Origin of the sequence: Pseudomonas grimontii (assembly GCF_007858185.1) — a bacterium.
GTDB lineage: Bacteria > Pseudomonadota > Gammaproteobacteria > Pseudomonadales > Pseudomonadaceae > Aquipseudomonas > Aquipseudomonas grimontii.
Map to the genome: position 1 here is coordinate 276,591 of NZ_VFES01000002.1, position 16,157 is coordinate 292,747.

The following is a 16,157-nucleotide window of genomic DNA, read 5'->3' on the forward strand; positions in this document are numbered from 1 at the left end:
GGTCTCAAGCTGCCTGTCTGGCCGTGACGAACGCCGCAAGGCTGGCCACGTTGGTGAAGTGATTGCGGGTGTCCTTGGCGTCGGCATCGATCTTGATACCGTACGTTTTCTGGATCGCCAGGCCCAATTCCAGGGCGTCTACCGAATCCAGGCCCAGGCCTTCGCCGAACAGGGTTTGGTCGCTACCGATATCGTCGACGCTGATGTCTTCCAGGCCCAGGGCCTCGATGATCAGCGCCTTTATTTCGCACTCAAGGCTGTGTTGGTCGCTCATCTTCGGCGAGCTCCTTAATAAAATAATGGTGCAGGTAATCGTTGAGCTTGCGTGAGGCCTGGGGCGCGGGCCCCAGTGTTGCGAACGCCTGTGGTTCTATATCGGCCCCCACCCGCAAACTGAAGTGAAAACGGCATTTCGGGATGCGATACCAGGGTTCGGCCTTGGTCAGGGTGGTGGGGCTGACCTTGATCACCACCGGGGTGATGATTGTCGCACCGCGCAGCGCAATGGCGGCGGCCCCGCGATGAAAGGCGGGCGCCATGCCGGGACGGGTGCGGGTGCCTTCTGGAAAGATGATCAGCGTCTGGCCTGCGCGCAGGGCGTCGGCAGCGGCGTCGAGCATATCGGCGCTGCCGTCATTGCTGATGTAGCCCGCGTCGCGAACCGGGCCACGCATGAACGGGTTTTGAAACAGGCTTTGCTTGACCACGCAATTGGTCTGGCGCATCAGGCCGATGAGGAACACCACGTCGATCAGCGACGGATGGTTGGCGACGATCATCTGACCGGGGCGGCCGAGCTTGTCGGCGCCATCGACGCTGAAAGTAAGGATGCCCAGGCGCTGCATCATGCGAATAAAGAACCAGAAGAGGCAACTGATGGTGTGGCGGGCGCGCCGCTGGTGCTGCTTGGCATCCCCCGGCAGGCAACTGAGCAGTGGAAACACCAGCAAGCGCAGGCACAACCCGCCTACGCCAAACAGGAAGAAGCTGGCGGCAGTGGCGAACAGGCGCCAGTAGTAGGCATCCCGTGGCTTATCGTTCACGACTTGCGTTGCCAGTTCCATACACGGTTCTTCCAGGCATGTTGGCAGGCGCCCTGTTTGGTAAGCAGGGTGCGCAGCAGGTTCAGGGCGTGGGGCCACTGGGTTTGAGTGGGTTGGACAGTGCCGGTGGTGAGTTCCAGTTGCCACTCGTCGCCTGGCGTCAGCAGCAGGCCGAGGGCGTAGGGAAAGGGCACGTCAACGATCCAACTGGCGTAGGCCTCGGGCGGCTGTTCTTCGGTGATCACCAGCAATACCGCCGGAGCGCCTTCGTTGAGCAGGGCGGCGGCTTCGAGCATGCCGTGCTCCAGGCCATCGCCGGCGGCGGCGAGGGCCGTCATTTCGCTGGTTTCATTGCGCAGGATCGACCACAGGCCAATCACTGCGTTATGCACCGACAGGCTGAATTGGGTCGGCGACAGCGGCTGGTCGTTGGCCAGGTCGCTGAGGATGTCCAGGGTGCGCGGGGTTTCGCCGTGCCGGGAAACAAACACCAGCGGCAGCGCTTGCAGGCCGTCGGCCAGCGGCCAGCCCACGCTGAACGCCATGCGCGCCAGGCGGCTCAGGCGGCGGCGCTGCATGGCCGGCAGGAACGACACGTCGGGCGAGGCATCGCTGGCAGGCAGCAACACCGGGGCCTGGCTCCAGGCGAGCCAGTCGTCCACGCTTTCCAGGCCAGGAGCCCAGGCGCGCCATTGGGCGATGTTGAAGTTGATCACTGAGAAGTTATCCCGCCCCTGCGGGCTTCCGTGTGCGGCTTTTGGCCCCGAATACCGGGACAGGGAGCAATCGCCGAGTGGCGCGCATTATCCCGGTGCTGTGGGGTTCTAGCAAACTTTGGTAAAGAATTGTTCACGGCTGATTACACATGGGTGGGAAAGATTTACGGATTGTCCTTCACCGGACGCTGAGTTGGATTGTCGGACCGTTCCTATTCATTTGTACGCGAGTTACTACAACCTGCTGTTAATGCAGCCATGCATGGATGAACGAGGTAGCTAACAGGCGCTTTTGCCCTCTACACTCGGACATTCATTGATACACGGAGGTTTTTCCATGCGGCGCGTGGTGTTCAATCAGAAAGGCGGCGTGGGCAAGTCCAGCATCGCCTGCAACCTGGCGGCGGTCAGCGCCAGTGAAGGCTATCGAACCCTGTTGGTGGACCTCGATGCACAAGCCAACTCGACCCAGTACCTCACCGGGCTGACCGGCGACGACATTCCCATGGGGATCGCGGACTTTTTCAAGCAAACCCTGTCTTCCGGGCCGTTTTCGAAGAAGAACAAGGTCGATATCTACGAAACACCCTTTGACAACCTGCACGTGATCACCGCGACCGCCGAACTCGCGGACTTGCAGCCCAAGCTTGAGGCCAAGCACAAGATCAACAAGTTGCGAAAGCTGCTCGATGAGTTGAGCGAAGATTACGACCGTATTTACCTGGATACGCCACCCGCATTGAATTTTTATGCGGTTTCGGCATTGATCGCCGCTGATCGCGTGCTGATCCCCTTCGATTGCGACAGTTTCTCGCGCCAGGCCCTGTATGGCCTGCTGGCTGAAATCGAAGAGTTGAAGGAAGACCACAACGAAGGCCTCGAAGTCGAAGGCATCGTGGTCAACCAGTTCCAGGCGCGGGCGAGCCTGCCGCAGCAGATGTTGGATGAACTGATCGCAGAGGGCTTGCCGGTGTTGCCGGTGTACCTGGCCAGCTCGGTGCGCATGCGCGAATCGCACCAGGAGAACAAGCCGCTGATTCACCTGGATCCCCGGCACAAGCTCACTCTGCAATTTGTGGAGCTGCATAACCTGCTGGAAAACGCCTGATCTGTGGGAGGGGCTTGCTCCCTTCCACATTTGAATTGCATTTCAGTTGGGGATTGGATTTGTCCCACAGAGGTTGTAGGAAGGGTCTGGCAGCAGGGGCTTGGCCTTGTATCGCTGCCTACAGCTACGCCAGAATCCGCCGGCTTGTGCGTCTGGATGGGCATCTCTAAGGTTCTGCGGTCACTGAATATTCAGTGATCGGGTTTAGTAGCCCGAGGTGAGACGTACGGCAATTCGTCGATCAGGAGCTTCCTGAATTTGATGGTGGCTGTACGGAGGGCGCTTTCGAGCGCGCCGGTTGCGTCTCCCCGGTCTACTAACCTGCGTACAGCTGCCACCCTCCGTTTAGTAGCGGCTGGTTGTGGCTCCCCTACTCGGAGACGATCCATGGTTAACCTTTATACCGCTACGCCCAACCTCCCCACCGAAACCCTCATCCTCAACAGCTACGAAACCTTCTCCTCCGTCCGCACCCTATTGCTCAACCTTTCCAATGACCTCACCGGCGAACACCGCGACGTGGCCCTGGCTATCCACCAATTGAGCGAGCTGGGCGTATTGCTGGTCGGCCAGGTGATAGACCGCGAAGTCCCCGTGGCCTGAAGGTAAAACTCGGTCAAAGGTGGGAGGGGGGCTTGCCCCCGATAGCGGTGTGTCAGCCAGCTCATCTGGTGCTGACCCACTGCCATCGGGGGCAAGCCCCCTCCCACACTGTCGAGCATTGTTCTCCAGGTCCGGCTACACCCCCTGGCTATGCAACCAGCTCATCAACTGCGGCAACGGGAACGCCCCGCTCTGGCGCGCCACTTCGCGGCCGTTCTTGAACAGAATCAAGCTGGGGATCGAACGAATCCCCAACTGCGCCGACAACTGCTGATTGGCCTCGCTGTCCAGCTTGGCCAGCCTGCACTTGCCCTCCAACTGCCCGGCCGCCTGTTCAAACACCGGCGCAAACGACTTGCATGGCCCACACCAGTCGGCCCACACGTCCACCAGCAGCGGCAGGTCGCCCTTAATCTGGCTGGCGTAATCGCCTTGCTTCAGCTCGAAAGGCTTGCTCAGTAGAACCGGTTGCTTGCAACGCCCGCACTTGGGCGTATCACCCAGCCGCTCTCCGGGGATGCGGTTGAGGCCGTTGCAATGGGGGCAGGGGATAACGAGAGGGTCGGACATGGTGGGCTCCGTGGATGTGGCCAATGCATCCTATCTGGAGTCGGGTATCAGCTTTATCAAGCTCGGGGGCGACGACGCATGTGCTAACAGATTGGCGCATACCTATCTAGGCTGGAAGTGCTTGTTCGAAATAGCACCGCCGGTCCGTTCGGCGCCATAGCAAATTGCGATAGTCGGCGTTCGGGTTTAACCTTTATAGCAATATGCGATAGGGATGTTGCATGCGCGTAATCAGTGCGAAACAAATCCGAAATGCCAAGTTGAAGTGGCCTCATTCAGCCAGTGCTTTGGATGAGTGGTATCGGAAAGCCAAAGTCCTCAATCCTGAGGACTTCGCGGCGTTGAAATCGATTTTTCCTACCGTGGATAAAGTGGGGGCGTTACACGTCTTCAACATCGGTGGTCACAAACTACGACTCATCGCGATTGTGCGCTACCGAATGCAGCGGCTCTATATTCGACATGTGCTGGACCATCGGGAATACGACAAGGGTAAATGGAAGGAGTGACTGGAAAATGAGTGTATTGATCGAGCAAGTCGCCGAGCACTGGCAATTCGTATCACCGCTGTTGCGCAAGCCGAAAACCGAGGCTGACTACGATGTGCTGGTGGAGGCGCTCGACGAATTGCTGGATATCGTAGGGGAGGACGAAGCCCATCCGTTGATGGGCGTGGTCGATATCATCGGTGACTGGGTCGAGGCTTATGATCTGGAGCATTGGCCAATGCCTGAGGCGAGCGGTGTCGACGTATTGAGATCAATGATGCAGGAGCATGGCCTGACTCAGAGTGATTTGCCGGGTGTTGGTGCTCAATCGGTGGTCTCGGAAATCCTCAGTGGAAAACGCCAGCTGAACGTGCGACAGATTCGTTGGCTGGCGGATTTTTTCAAGGTGCCGGTCGACCTGTTCATCTAATCGCGAGCATGGCGTGTATCACGACGAACAACTGATCTCCAAATGCTTGCCCCAATCCGGCGGTCGTTGCGCGTACTGTTCCATCCCCGCTTGCTCCTCGAACGGTTTGGAAAGCACCTCATGCAACCGCCGCACTTCGCTGTAATCGCCTGATTCGGCGGCAGCGATAGCGTTCTGTGCGAGGTAGTTACGCAGGATGTACAGCGGGTTCACCGCGTGCATCCGCGCCTGGCGCTGCTCTTCGGTGTAATCCCCATCCCGCGCAACACGGGCTGTGTACAACTCGGCCCAGGCATCAAACCCGGCGAGGTCGACAAAATCATCGCGCAGCTTCGCCACCGCCAGCGCTGCCGATTCATCCCCAAGCCGCCGGAAAAACAGCGTGTAATCCACGCCGCTGTTCTGCATCAGCTTCAGCAACCGCTCCACCAGCGTCTGGTCGTCGTCTTCGGCGGTGGTCAGCCCCAAACGGCGACGCATCAAATCCAGGTAGTGGGCCTGGTACAGCGGCAGGTACAGGCCAAGGGCTTCTTTCAAGGCATCGACGCTGATAAATGGCGTGAGCGCCTGGGCCAGCGCACTGAGGTTCCACTGCCCGATCGGCACCTGGTTGCTGAAGGAGTAGCGTCCTTCATGGTCCGAATGGTTGCAGATGAAGTGCGCATCAAAGTCATCCAGAAACGCAAATGGCCCGAAGTCGAAGGTAATGCCGAGGATCGACATGTTGTCGGTGTTCATCACCCCATGGCAGAAACCATAGGCCTGCCATTTGGCGATCATCTCGGCATTGCGTTCGACGATTTCGCGGAACATCGCCAGGTACGGCTCGGGCTGTTCACGGCACTCGGGGTAGTGCAGGTTCAGCACGTGTTCGGCCAGCTCAGCCTGCTGGTCGGGCTTCTTGGTGTAGTAGAAATATTCGAAATGACCGAAGCGGATATGGCTGGGCGCCAAACGCAGGACCATCGCCCCACGCTCCTGTTTTTCCCGCCAGACCGGGGTGCTGGAGCCGATCACGCACAACGCGCGGCTACTGGGGATGCCCAGTGCATGCAGCGCTTCTGACGCCAGAAACTCCCGGATCGATGAACGCAGCACTGCGCGGCCATCGCCCATACGTGAGTAGGGCGTCATCCCGGCGCCTTTCAGGTGCAGGTCCCAATGTTCGCCGGCCGCGTTGTACACCTCGCCCAGCAGCAACCCCCGGCCGTCGCCCAGTTGGGGGGTGTAGCCGCCGAACTGGTGCCCGGAATAGACCATCGCCCGCGGCTCGGCTTCGGCCCACAGCGTGTGGCCGCTGAACAGCTCGGCAAACACCGGCGTTTCGGCCACGGCTGGGTCGAGGTCGAGCAGGGCCATGGCGGCATTGCTTGCCACCACCAGGCGCGGTTCGTCGAGGGGCTCGGGTAATACGTGAGTTGAGAACGCGTCGCCCAGGCGTGCGAAGCGGTTGTCGAAGGTCAGTTCGTCGAGGGCTTTCACCGGCCATCTCCAGCAGAATGTCCGAGCATTCTGCTGGGGATAGGGCGTTTAGTCGAGTTTGCTGGGTGGTGGCTCGGGTGCATCCGCCACTTTGCCCGTTGGCGGCTCCGGCACATCTTGCGCCTCGGTCGGCCCGACGATGGTTCTCTTCTCGTCTTCCACCGGCACCAGCTTGTATTCCTGCCCGTGGAGGTTTTTGAGGTACACCTCCATCTGCCGGAACGAGATGTTGATGTGGTGGTTCTTGAACTCGCGGTTGATAAAACGGTTCACTTCGTCGATCACCGGGTTACGGTCGCCGAGGTCGCGCACGTGCATGCGCAGTTCGTGGTCCAGCGTACTTTCGCCGAAGTTGAGGAAGTACACATGGGGTTCCGGTTCCTTCAACACCCTTGGGTTTTCCCGCGCAGCCTTGAGTAACAATTCCTTCACCAGGTCCAGGTCGGAGCCGTAGTCCACGCCCAGCTTGAGGGTGACGCGGGTGATGGTGTCGGTCAGCGACCAGTTGATCAGTTGCCCGGTGATGAAGGTCTTGTTCGGGACAATGATGTCCTTGCGGTCGAAGTCGGTGATGGTGGTGGCGCGGATACGGATCTTGCTCACCGTACCCGATAGGTTGCCGATGGTGATGGTGTCGCCGATACGCACCGGGCGTTCGAACAGGATCATGATGCCGGAGATGAAGTTGGCGAAGATCTCCTGCATGCCGAAGCCCAAGCCCACCGACAGCGCGGCGACCAGCCACTGCAACTTGTCCCAGCTCACGCCGAGGGTGGACAGGGTCGAGACAAAGCCCACGCCGGCAATCACATAAGACAGCAATGTGGTCGTGGCATAGGCACTGCCCTGGGCCAACTCCAGCTTGGACAGCACCAGCACTTCCAGTAAACCTGGCAGGTTGCGCGCCAGTGCGAAGGTGATGCCGATGATGATCAGCGCGCCGAGCAAGTCGCCGATGCTGATGGGGACCATGCTGATATTCGCACCAGTACCGCTGGTGTATTCGTACAGCGTGACGTTATCCAGGTAGGAAAACACCGAGATCAGGTCCGACCACACCCAGTACAGCGCGGCGATAAAACCGCCGAGCAGGGCCAGGCGAATCAGGCGCATGGACTGTTCGTTGACCTGCTCGATGTCCAGGGTCGGCTCTTCGATCACCGCTTCACCGTCACCCGCTTCCTTGGCCGCCTGGCGCTTGGCCAGGGCACGGGAATAGGCCAGGCGCCGGGCGGCAACGCCGAGGCCGCGGACGAAGGTGGCTTCGATCACCAGCCAGAACATCAGCAGGTACAGGGTATTGATCAACCGGTCGCTGAGCTTGAGCGCGGTGTAGTAGTAGCCAAAGCACACGGCGATAAACAGCGCGATAGGCAGTGCGGTGAACACCAGGCCCACGGCTTTGCGGAACAGCGAGGCTTTCTCATGGGTCGGGCTATGCAGCAGCAGGCGCCCCAGCAACCAGGCCATCAGGGCATAGCAGGTCAGGACCACGCCAATGCCCAGCACATCGTCGGCCAGCGCGGCCGGTTGGTGCTCGGCGATGGCAACCACGGCCACCAGGGCCAGCACCACCAGCCCGAGCTTGCGCACCCAGCCTTGGAGGAATTCGACCTGGGGCTTTTCCCAGCGGAAGTGCAGTTCCGCCACGCCACCCGGCGCGAGGATGCGGTAGGCGGTGTAGAACACCAGCCATGCCTGGGCGATCTGCAACAGCGCCGCACCCAGGTTGGCGTTCTGCCCCCGTGCGTCGATCTGCAGCGCGTAGCCGCACAGCGCCAGGCCCAGGGCCACCGGCATCGCCAGCAGGATATTCACCAGGATCGCCTGTGGGGTGTGCCACTGGCTGTCGCGCTTGAAGTGACCGATGTCCAGGTGGACCTTTTTCAAGCGCTCATACAGGGCTTTGCGTCGCCACAGCAGGGCACCGATCAACAGCAGCAGCGGCAGGAACAGCAGCGGGCGTTGGGTCAGGCCGTCGTACAGCTCACTGACGCTAGAGGCCCAAGGCAGGGTGGTGACCTGCTTGCTCAGGTGCGCCGGCACGGTTTCCAGCCACTCGGTGTCCAGCGGCTTGTTGCTGGGGATCCAGAACATCTGTTCATCCAGCGTCGCGCGCAAGGTGGTGGCGGTGCTGAGCAGTTGTTTCTGGTTCAGTTGCAGGGTGATGGATTCGTTAAGCAGCGAGCTCAACTCACGGCTCAGGCGCTCCAGCAGGTCGCTGCGGGTGATCGCCAGTTCCAGCAGGGTGCGCCGCAGTTGCGGGGTGACGTCGGTCGGCGGCTGGTTGGCCAGCAGGTTGTCCACATAAGTGCTGGGGGAGCTGATCAACTCGCGCTGTTGGTTGACCTCAAACTGGTACAGGCGAATGTTGGCGATGTCGTCCGCCAGGTCGCGGTCTACCGTCAGGCGTGGCAGCGCCTGTTTTTGCTTATACAGAATCTTCGACAGGAGCAGGCTGCCCTTGAGCACGTTGATCTGCTCGTCCAGGGCCGAATCGCTCTGGGTCACGGTGTCCAGTTGCTGCTTGGTCTGCAGGTTCTTCTGGGTCAGGTCGTTGAGGCGGTCGGTGCTCTTGAGCAGGTAGTCGGAGAGCTTCAGGTTGGCCGCGCTTTCCGTGGCCAGCAAGCTGCTGCCGCCGGCCTTTTGCGCTTCGATGGACTGTTGGGTAACCGTCTGCTGGGACTGGGCCAGGCGTTTCTGGTTGATCAGGGTTTGCAGGTCCTGGATCTCTTGTTCCAGGCGCGCGGTCTTTTCCACCACCAGGTCGTGCTGGCTGTTGCCCAGGTCTTGCAGTTGGCTGTTGCCGGCCAGTTCCTGGCGGCGCAGGGGGATCAGGGCATTGAGCGCCGCGAGTTCGGCATTCAGCTGGTTGCGCTGGTCGCCGCTGAGGGCTTTGCCATTGTCCTTGCCGGCCTTGAGGGTCGAATTGATCTGCTGGATGCGCGTCTGGCTGCTGCTGATTTCGGTCTGGGCGCGCTCGGGGCGGGTCTGGGCCGCGATGGTCAGGCTGTTGGCTTCGGCCAGGTCTTTTTGCAGGTCGCCTTGCTGGGTGGTGCGCTGCACCAGCAGTTGCTCGAGCTGCGGTACCGGCAGGGTGGCGTAGCGCTGGGCTACCGGGATGATCTTGGTGGCCTTGAGCCGGGTCAGTTCGCGCTGGTTCTCGCTGGTCTGGCGCGGCGCGTCTTCCAGCTGGCGCTTGAGGTCGACCAGGCGCTGTTCATAATCCTGCTTGTTGCCCAGGTAGGTCAGGGTCTGTTGCAGGATCGACTGCAGCGCCTTCATGTCGGCGTCGGGCAGTTTGCGATCCGGCAGCTTGTCCAGGGTTTGCTGGATGGCGTCGGCGCTGGGCGGGTCGGCGGCGTAGACGCTGCCGACACAGAGGGTCAGGCCCAGCAGGGCGGTGGCGAGAAAAGTGCGCAGGGTTGGCATAGAGACCGATCGAGCAAGGTGAAGAATCGGGGGCGTGCTGTCGCCCCGCAGTTTAGAGGAAGAGTCCGGGGCCCGGGCGACTTCCTTCGGGGAATCTGACGCCGACTTTGCCAATCTTGTTCCCGTCCATGACCGCGACGGTCCAGATGGTGTTGTTCCACTCCACCTGGTCGCCCACGACCGGCGCGCCGCCGACTTTCTGGGTGATGAAGCGGCTCAGCGGCATGTCCGGGTCTATCCCCTCCAGCTTGAGGCCATACAGCGCCGAAACCGCGCCCAGCTGGGCGTCGCCTTCGAGCACGAAGTCGCCGAAGAAACGCAAATCGAGGCCGCGCTGCGGTGCCTGGCTGAACAGTTTGCCCAGGGCCGGCAGGTTGTGTTCGTGGCCGATCACGCAGAGCAAATCGCCGACTTCCAGCACCGTACTACCCGACGGATGGAGCAGTTGCTGGCCACGAAACAGGGCAGCGATGCGCGTGCCTTCGGGCATTTTCAGCTCACGCAGGGCCGCGCCGATGCACCATTTTTCTGCGCCGAGGCGGTAGACGAACAGCTCCCACTCGCTGGTGACGTGCACTTCCAGGGCCGCGCGGGAGATCGGCGCCGGGTCCGGCGGAACGGTCACTTTCAGCAGCTTGGCCACCCACGGCAGGCTTGTGCCCTGCACCAGCAGCGACACCAGCACGATAAAGAACGCCAGGTTGAAGTACAGCTGAGCATGGGGCAGGCCCGCCATCAGCGGGAACACCGCCAGGATGATGGGGACCGCGCCACGCAGGCCGACCCAGGCGATAAAGGCCTTTTCGCGGCCATGGAACGCCTTGAACGGCAGCAAGCCGACCATCACCGACAGCGGCCGCGCAAACAGGATCATCCACAGCGCCAGGCCCAGGGCCGGCAGGGCAATCGGCAGCAAGTCATGGGGCGTGACCAGCAGGCCCAGCACCAGGAACATACCGATCTGGGCCAGCCAGGCCATACCGTCGAGCATATGCAAAATGCCATGACGGCTACGCACCGGGCGATTGCCGATCACCAGGCCGCACAGGTACATGGCGAGGAAGCCGCTGCCATGCAGGGCGTTGGTCAGGGCGAACACGAACAGGCCGCCGGCGATCACCAGGATCGGGTACAGGCCGGTGGCCAGGTTGATGCGGTTGACCATCTGCAGCATCAACCAGCCGCCGCCGAGACCGACGATGCCACCGATGCCGAACTCGCGCACCAGGTGGGTCAGCAGGCTCCAGTGCAGGCCGGTCTGGCCGCTGGCGAGCATGTCGATCAGGGTGACGGTGAGGAACACCGCCATCGGGTCGTTGCTGCCGGATTCGATTTCCAGGCTGGCGGTGACCCGCTCGTTCAGGCCCTTGCCGCCCAGCAGCGAGAACACCGCTGCGGCGTCGGTGGAGCCGACAATCGCGCCGATCAGCAAGCCTTGAATAATATTGAGGTCAAACAACCAGGCCGCCGCCATGCCCGTAAGGCCGGTGGTAATCAACACCCCCACCGTGGCCAGGGACAACGCCGGCCACAGTGCGACGCGGAAACTCGCCACCCGCGTGCGCAAACCGCCGTCAAGCAGGATCACTGCCAGCGCGAGGTTGCCCACCAGGTAGGCGGTCGGGTAGTTATCGAAGATGATGCCGCCGCCATCGACGCCGGCGACCATGCCCACGGCCAGGATGATCACCAGGATCGGGATACCCAGGCGCGAGGAAAGAGAACTCACCAGAATGCTCGCACTCACCAGCAACGCGCCGATCAAGAACAGGCTGTTGATGGTCGTCGCATTCAAAGGCAGTACTCCATGAGCAAATAAGACGGGGCGCAAACTGACCATGCAGTCTGCGTGCCAGGGATTCTAACCTGTTGAATTGCTGTGCTGTCAAAAAGCTTTTAACGCCGGGCGCAGATCTGAATGTGGGAGGGGGCTTGCCCCCGATGGCGGTATTTCAGTCAGCTTATCTGTAACTGACCCACCGCTATCGGGGGCAAGCCCCCTCCCACATTTCAAGCCAGTGCAGGCAGTTAGAGGCGGAAGCGGCCAACCATCCCATTCAAATCCACCGCCAGGCGCGACAACTCACTGCTCGCCGCACTGGTCTGGCTGGCGCCGGTAGCCGACTGCACCGACAGATCACGAATGTTCACCAGGTTGCGATCCACTTCCCGCGCCACCTGCGCCTGTTCTTCCGCCGCGCTGGCGATCACCAGGTTGCGCTCGTTGATCTCGACAATCGCCGTGTTGATGGTATCCAGCGACATCCCTGCGCCTTTGGCGATGTTCAGCGTCGATTCCGCGCGCTCGGTGCTGTTACGCATCGAATCCACCGCGTGCTCGGTGCCGGCCTGGATACTGCCGATCATCCGCTCGATCTCGCTGGTGGACTGCTGGGTACGATGGGCCAATGCCCGCACTTCATCGGCAACCACCGCAAACCCGCGACCGGCTTCACCGGCGCGTGCCGCTTCAATCGCCGCGTTCAGGGCCAGCAGGTTGGTCTGGTCGGCCAGGCCGCGAATCACGTCCAGCACTTTGCCAATATCGCGCGATTCATTCGCCAGCTCGCCAATCAGCGTGGCGGTGGCCTGCACGTCGCCGCTCATGCGCTCGATGGCGCTGACGGTTTCCTGTACCAGGTCACGGCCGTCGCCGGCAGAGGTGGTGGCGTTGCGTGAGGCTTCGGAGGTGCTGACCGCGTTGCGCGCGACTTCTTCGACGGCGCTGGTCATCTCGTTGACGGCGGTGGCCGCTTGTTCGATTTCGTTGTTTTGCCGGGTCAGGCCGCGGGCGCTTTCGTCGGTGACGGCGTTCAACTCCTCGGCGGCGGAGGCCAGTTGAGTGGCGGAGCCGGCGATGCGTTGCAGGGTGTCGCGCAGCTTGTCCTGCATCTTGGCCATGGCCGCCAACAGGCGTCCGGCTTCGTCGTTGCCGTCGATCCTGATCGGCCGCGTCAGGTTGCCTTCGGCGACTTCTTCCGCCGCTTCGAGCGCTTGGGAAATCGGCAGGGTGATGCTGCGGGTCAGCAGCCAGGCGAACAACATCGTCAGCGCGGTGGCGATTACCAGCAAGCCAATCACCCAGTCAAAGGCCATGTTGTACTGGTCTTCGGCCTGTTGATTGGTGGCCAGGGCGGCCTTGTTGTTGTAGTCCAGCAGGCGGTTGAGCACCACGTTGACCTGCTCGGAGTTGTTCAACAGTTCTGTGTTGAGAAGGGTGCGCAGCTCATCGATCTGGTTGGCGCGCGACAGGCTCTTCATACGCGCTTCAATCTGCTGGTACTGGGTAAGCAGGCGCATGTATTCGTCGTAGATCGAGCGTTCTTCGCCGCTGTCGATCAGTTTTTCGTAAATGCCCTGGGCTGCGCGGATCTGCTGGTTGCGCAGTTCGAAGGCTTCGAGGGTCTTTTGCTGTACGTCTGGCTCGCGGTTGGTCAGCAAGCGGTACGACAGCACGCGCAGGCGCAGGGTCAGCTGGGTGAACTCATCGAGGGCGCGAATGCTTGGCACGCTGGACAGGGTAATGTCTTGGGTGGCGCCACGGATCTTGCTCATCTGGTTCAGGGCGAACACGCCTAGAAACAACATCAGCGCGCCAATAAGCGCGAAGCCGAGGAAAGCCCTCGGAGCGATATTCATATTACGAAGTGACATGCTTGAATCCTGGGGCGGAGCGCGATCCATGCGGTCATAAGACGGGGTGTGCCTCTCTATCGGTCGTACGACTAAAGTCTAGAGGGGGCTGTGCGTTTTTGTCGCATCTGACGAGGGGTTGCGCGGATTCAGGAACCAGATGAGGGAAATGCAGTCACTAAGGCTCGAAAGTGCGGCCCGGCCCTTAAAAATCGGGCTGCGCGCCGGGGATAACCCTGGCATCCGAGGTGAATTTTCTTTATCGTCACCGCCCTTTGAAAAAGCCCGAGAAATCAAAATGTTAGAAGCATCCCTCAGCCAACTGGAACAACTGGTCAGTGACCTGGTACAGCAGAATCAAGACCTGTTGGGCGCCAATGAGTCCCTCAAGGCCGAACTGGCCACCGCCAAGGATGAGAACGACAGCCTGCAATTGAACCTGATGGAACAGGAAGAAAAGCACGCCGCCACCGCCGCGCGTATCCAGGCGTTGGTTGAGCGTGTGAGCCCAGGGCCTGTCAGCGCATGAATGAAGGGATAAAGGTCGTTTCGATTCTCGGAGAGGATTACTCGATCAAGGCGCCAGCCGGGGAAGACAAGACCCTGATGCACGCCGTGACCATGCTCAAGGCCTCCCTGGCCACCACCAAGAAAAAGTACCCGACCCTGATCGGTGACAAATTACTGGTGCTGGCGGCGCTGAACCTGTGCGCCGAGCAGATCGAAATGCAGCAGGCCCACCAACAGGAACTCGACCGTTACCAAGAGCAAGTCAGCGCCACGGTCGAGGTGATTTCCAAGGCGATCCAGCCTTAGAACCACTCATCCTGCATCCCCAGGCACGTATCATCCCGTGCCTCCAGAATCGCCAGTTCATGATGGCAGCCCGGTACTTCCCAGGTCAGGAAGTAACGGGCGGCCTGGAGCTTGCCTTTATAAAAGGCGGCATCGGCCACATTGCCCTTGGCCAGCCCTTCCTCGGCGCGAATCGCCTGTTCCAGCCAGCGCCAGCCGATCACCGTATGCCCGAACACCTTCAGGTACAGCGCCGAGTTCGCCAGGCTGCTGTTGACCTTGCCCTGGGCGAGATCCGTCAGCAGGCCAATGGTCACGCTTTGCAGGCGGGTGACCAAGTGTTCCAGCGGTTCTCTTAGTGCCGTCAGGCCTGGATATTCCTGTGCCCGCGCACCCGTGTCGGCGATCAGCCGAATCAGTTGCTTGAGGCCAGCACCGCCGTTCTGCGCCAGCTTGCGCCCCAGCAAGTCCAGGGACTGGATGCCATGGGTGCCTTCGTGGATCGGGTTCAGGCGGTTGTCACGGTAGTACTGCTCCACCGGGTATTCGCGGGTGTAGCCGTGGCCGCCGAGAATCTGGATCGCCAGTTCGTTGGCCTTGAGGCAAAACTCCGACGGCCAGGATTTGACGATGGGCGTGAGCAGGTCCAGCAGTTCGTGGGCCTGTTTGCGCTCGGTCTCGGTTTCCAGCGTCGTGGTGTCATCGAACAGGCGCGCAGCGTACAGGCCCAGGTCGAAGGCGCCTTCCACATAGGCTTTCTGGGTCAGCAGCATGCGCTTGATGTCGGCGTGCTGGATGATCGAGACCGGCGCGGTGCTTGGGTCTTTGCTGTCGGGCAGGCGGCCTTGCGGGCGTTCGCGAGCGTATTCCAGGGAATACAGGTAGCCGGCGTAGCCGAGCATCACCGCACCCATGCCGACCCCGATGCGCGCCTCGTTCATCATCTGGAACATGCAGCTCAGGCCCTGGTGCGGCTTGCCCACCAGATAGCCGACGCAGTTACCGTTATCGCCGAAATTCAGCGCCGTGGACGTGGTGCCACGCCAGCCCATCTTGTGAAACAGCCCGGCCAGCAGCACATCGTTGCGCGCACCCAGGCTGCCGTCATCGTTGACCAGGAATTTGGGCACGATAAACAGCGAAATACCCTTCACCCCGGCCGGTGCGTCCGGCAGCTTGGCCAGCACCATGTGCACGATGTTTTCCGACAGTGGGTGGTCGCCGCCGGAAATGAAGATCTTGTTGCCCTTGAGCCGATAACTGCCGTCAGCTGCAGGCTCGGCGCGTGTACGAATATCCGACAGGGATGAGCCGGCATGGGGCTCGGTCAGCGCCATGGTGCCGAAGAAGCGACCTTCGATCATCGGTTGCAGAAAGCGCTGTTTTTGCTCCTCGGTGCCGAAGCTTTCGATCAGGTTGGCGGCGCCCATGGTCAGGAACGGGTAGGACGTCGAGGCCGCGTTGGCGGATTGGAAGTGAGCGAAGCAGGCCTGGGACAGCAAGGTCGGCAGTTGCATGCCACCGGCTTCGAAGCTGCGGGCGGCGTTGAGGAAACCGGCTTCCAGGAACGCATCCACGGCCGGTTTCACTTCCGGAATCAGGATGGCTGCGCCGTTTTCGTAGCGCGGTTCGTTTTCGTCGTTCTTGCGGTTGTGTGGCGCGAAGTACTTCTCGGCAATGTTGCGGGCCGTGCTGATGGCCGCATCGAAGGTTTCGCGATTGTGCTCGGCAAACCGCTCGCGCTGGGTCAGGCCCTCGGCATCGAGGACTTCGTACAGCTCGAAAGCCAGATTGCGGGAACTGAGCAGCGTCTCGGACATGGCGGCTTACCTTTGGGGGAATTGGCCTGAGTCTAAG

At 61.0% G+C, this 16,157-nt stretch carries 15 protein-coding genes and 1 pseudogene; 6 read left to right on the forward strand and 10 right to left on the reverse strand.

The window, feature by feature from the left end; all coding sequences use genetic code 11:
• Positions 1-4: 4 nt before the first annotated feature.
• The 3 genes from FIV39_RS05510 to FIV39_RS05520 are packed head-to-tail and all read right to left on the reverse strand — an operon-like array spanning position 5 to position 1,759.
• On the reverse strand, positions 5-274 hold the full coding sequence (locus tag FIV39_RS05510; protein WP_090400939.1) for a phosphopantetheine-binding protein: 270 nt from the start codon (positions 272-274) through the stop codon (positions 5-7).
• Complete coding sequence (locus tag FIV39_RS05515; RefSeq protein WP_090400938.1) at positions 252-1,064, reverse strand: lysophospholipid acyltransferase family protein; 813 nt, start codon at positions 1,062-1,064, stop codon at positions 252-254. The genes FIV39_RS05510 and FIV39_RS05515 overlap by 23 nt, the downstream gene beginning before the upstream one ends.
• Complete coding sequence (locus tag FIV39_RS05520; RefSeq protein ID WP_090400937.1) at positions 1,040-1,759, reverse strand: beta-ketoacyl synthase chain length factor; 720 nt, start codon at positions 1,757-1,759, stop codon at positions 1,040-1,042. The genes FIV39_RS05515 and FIV39_RS05520 overlap by 25 nt, the downstream gene beginning before the upstream one ends.
• Before the next feature lie 337 nt (positions 1,760-2,096).
• On the opposite strand from FIV39_RS05520, the gene FIV39_RS05525 reads away from it, so the two are divergent.
• The gene (locus tag FIV39_RS05525) at positions 2,097-2,867 is read left to right on the forward strand and encodes a ParA family protein (RefSeq protein WP_053139210.1); all 771 of its coding nucleotides are present in this window, start codon (positions 2,097-2,099) and stop codon (positions 2,865-2,867) included.
• A gap of 387 nt (positions 2,868-3,254) precedes the next feature.
• Positions 3,255-3,470, forward strand: coding sequence for a DUF6124 family protein (locus FIV39_RS05530; RefSeq protein ID WP_090400936.1), 216 nt, complete (start codon positions 3,255-3,257; stop codon positions 3,468-3,470).
• A 135-nt stretch (positions 3,471-3,605) separates the two neighbouring features.
• Here FIV39_RS05530 and trxC read toward each other — a convergent pair whose 3' ends face one another.
• Complete coding sequence (trxC, locus tag FIV39_RS05535) at positions 3,606-4,040, reverse strand: thioredoxin TrxC (protein WP_090400935.1); 435 nt, start codon at positions 4,038-4,040, stop codon at positions 3,606-3,608.
• A 221-nt stretch (positions 4,041-4,261) separates the two neighbouring features.
• Here trxC and FIV39_RS05540 point away from each other — a divergent pair, with 221 nt between their 5' ends.
• Both FIV39_RS05540 and FIV39_RS05545 read left to right on the forward strand, forming a co-directional pair.
• The gene (locus FIV39_RS05540) at positions 4,262-4,549 is read left to right on the forward strand and encodes a type II toxin-antitoxin system HigB family toxin (RefSeq protein WP_090400934.1); all 288 of its coding nucleotides are present in this window, start codon (positions 4,262-4,264) and stop codon (positions 4,547-4,549) included.
• Positions 4,550-4,556: 7 nt separating this feature from the next.
• Complete coding sequence (locus FIV39_RS05545; RefSeq protein ID WP_074848511.1) at positions 4,557-4,958, forward strand: helix-turn-helix domain-containing protein; 402 nt, start codon at positions 4,557-4,559, stop codon at positions 4,956-4,958.
• Between the two features lie 18 nt (positions 4,959-4,976).
• On the opposite strand, the gene selO is transcribed toward FIV39_RS05545, so the two are convergent.
• The 5 genes and pseudogenes from selO to FIV39_RS33855 all read right to left on the reverse strand — a co-directional run.
• Entirely contained in the window at positions 4,977-6,440 is a 1,464-nt protein-coding gene (selO, locus tag FIV39_RS05550; RefSeq protein WP_090400933.1) for a protein adenylyltransferase SelO, read from the reverse strand.
• Between the two features lie 48 nt (positions 6,441-6,488).
• Entirely contained in the window at positions 6,489-9,872 is a 3,384-nt protein-coding gene (mscK, locus tag FIV39_RS05555) for a mechanosensitive channel MscK (protein ID WP_090400932.1), read from the reverse strand.
• Between the two features lie 52 nt (positions 9,873-9,924).
• Positions 9,925-11,667: a potassium/proton antiporter gene (locus tag FIV39_RS05560; RefSeq protein ID WP_146371485.1), complete on the reverse strand. Its 1,743-nt coding sequence runs from the start codon at positions 11,665-11,667 to the stop codon at positions 9,925-9,927.
• A 233-nt stretch (positions 11,668-11,900) separates the two neighbouring features.
• Positions 11,901-12,773, reverse strand: a complete 873-nt coding sequence (locus FIV39_RS33850; RefSeq protein ID WP_371914633.1) for a methyl-accepting chemotaxis protein — start codon at positions 12,771-12,773, stop codon at positions 11,901-11,903.
• A 30-nt stretch (positions 12,774-12,803) separates the two neighbouring features.
• A pseudogene (locus FIV39_RS33855) lies at positions 12,804-13,556 on the reverse strand (MCP four helix bundle domain-containing protein); the annotation flags it as partial.
• 247 nt (positions 13,557-13,803) lie between these two features.
• Here FIV39_RS33855 and FIV39_RS05570 point away from each other — a divergent pair.
• Both FIV39_RS05570 and FIV39_RS05575 read left to right on the forward strand, forming a co-directional pair.
• Complete coding sequence (locus FIV39_RS05570) at positions 13,804-14,034, forward strand: hypothetical protein (protein WP_090400929.1); 231 nt, start codon at positions 13,804-13,806, stop codon at positions 14,032-14,034.
• Entirely contained in the window at positions 14,031-14,321 is a 291-nt protein-coding gene (locus FIV39_RS05575) for a cell division protein ZapA (RefSeq protein ID WP_017526490.1), read from the forward strand. The genes FIV39_RS05570 and FIV39_RS05575 overlap by 4 nt, the downstream gene beginning before the upstream one ends.
• Here FIV39_RS05575 and FIV39_RS05580 read toward each other — a convergent pair.
• Positions 14,318-16,120 carry an acyl-CoA dehydrogenase gene (locus FIV39_RS05580; protein ID WP_090400928.1) on the reverse strand — a complete coding sequence of 601 codons (1,803 nt, stop codon included), beginning with the start codon at positions 16,118-16,120 and terminating at the stop codon, positions 14,318-14,320. The genes FIV39_RS05575 and FIV39_RS05580 overlap by 4 nt on opposite strands.
• Positions 16,121-16,157 lie beyond the last annotated feature (37 nt).

Excerpts from the sequence above, each read along its gene's own strand:
- FIV39_RS05580 (WP_090400928.1), bottom strand. The coding sequence starts at position 16,120 with ATGTCCGAGACGCTGCTCAGTTCCCGCAATCTGGCTTTCGAGCTGTAC.
- FIV39_RS05510 (WP_090400939.1), bottom strand. The coding sequence starts at position 274 with ATGAGCGACCAACACAGCCTTGAGTGCGAAATAAAGGCGCTGATCATC.
- mscK (WP_090400932.1), bottom strand. The coding sequence starts at position 9,872 with ATGCCAACCCTGCGCACTTTTCTCGCCACCGCCCTGCTGGGCCTGACC.
- FIV39_RS05530 (WP_090400936.1), top strand. The coding sequence starts at position 3,255 with ATGGTTAACCTTTATACCGCTACGCCCAACCTCCCCACCGAAACCCTC.
- FIV39_RS05540 (WP_090400934.1), top strand. The coding sequence starts at position 4,262 with ATGCGCGTAATCAGTGCGAAACAAATCCGAAATGCCAAGTTGAAGTGG.
- FIV39_RS05545 (WP_074848511.1), top strand. The coding sequence starts at position 4,557 with ATGAGTGTATTGATCGAGCAAGTCGCCGAGCACTGGCAATTCGTATCA.
- FIV39_RS05570 (WP_090400929.1), top strand. The coding sequence starts at position 13,804 with ATGTTAGAAGCATCCCTCAGCCAACTGGAACAACTGGTCAGTGACCTG.
- FIV39_RS05575 (WP_017526490.1), top strand. The coding sequence starts at position 14,031 with ATGAATGAAGGGATAAAGGTCGTTTCGATTCTCGGAGAGGATTACTCG.
- trxC (WP_090400935.1), bottom strand. The coding sequence starts at position 4,040 with ATGTCCGACCCTCTCGTTATCCCCTGCCCCCATTGCAACGGCCTCAAC.
- FIV39_RS05515 (WP_090400938.1), bottom strand. The coding sequence starts at position 1,064 with ATGGAACTGGCAACGCAAGTCGTGAACGATAAGCCACGGGATGCCTAC.
- FIV39_RS33850 (WP_371914633.1), bottom strand. The coding sequence starts at position 12,773 with ATGGCCAAGATGCAGGACAAGCTGCGCGACACCCTGCAACGCATCGCC.
- FIV39_RS05525 (WP_053139210.1), top strand. The coding sequence starts at position 2,097 with ATGCGGCGCGTGGTGTTCAATCAGAAAGGCGGCGTGGGCAAGTCCAGC.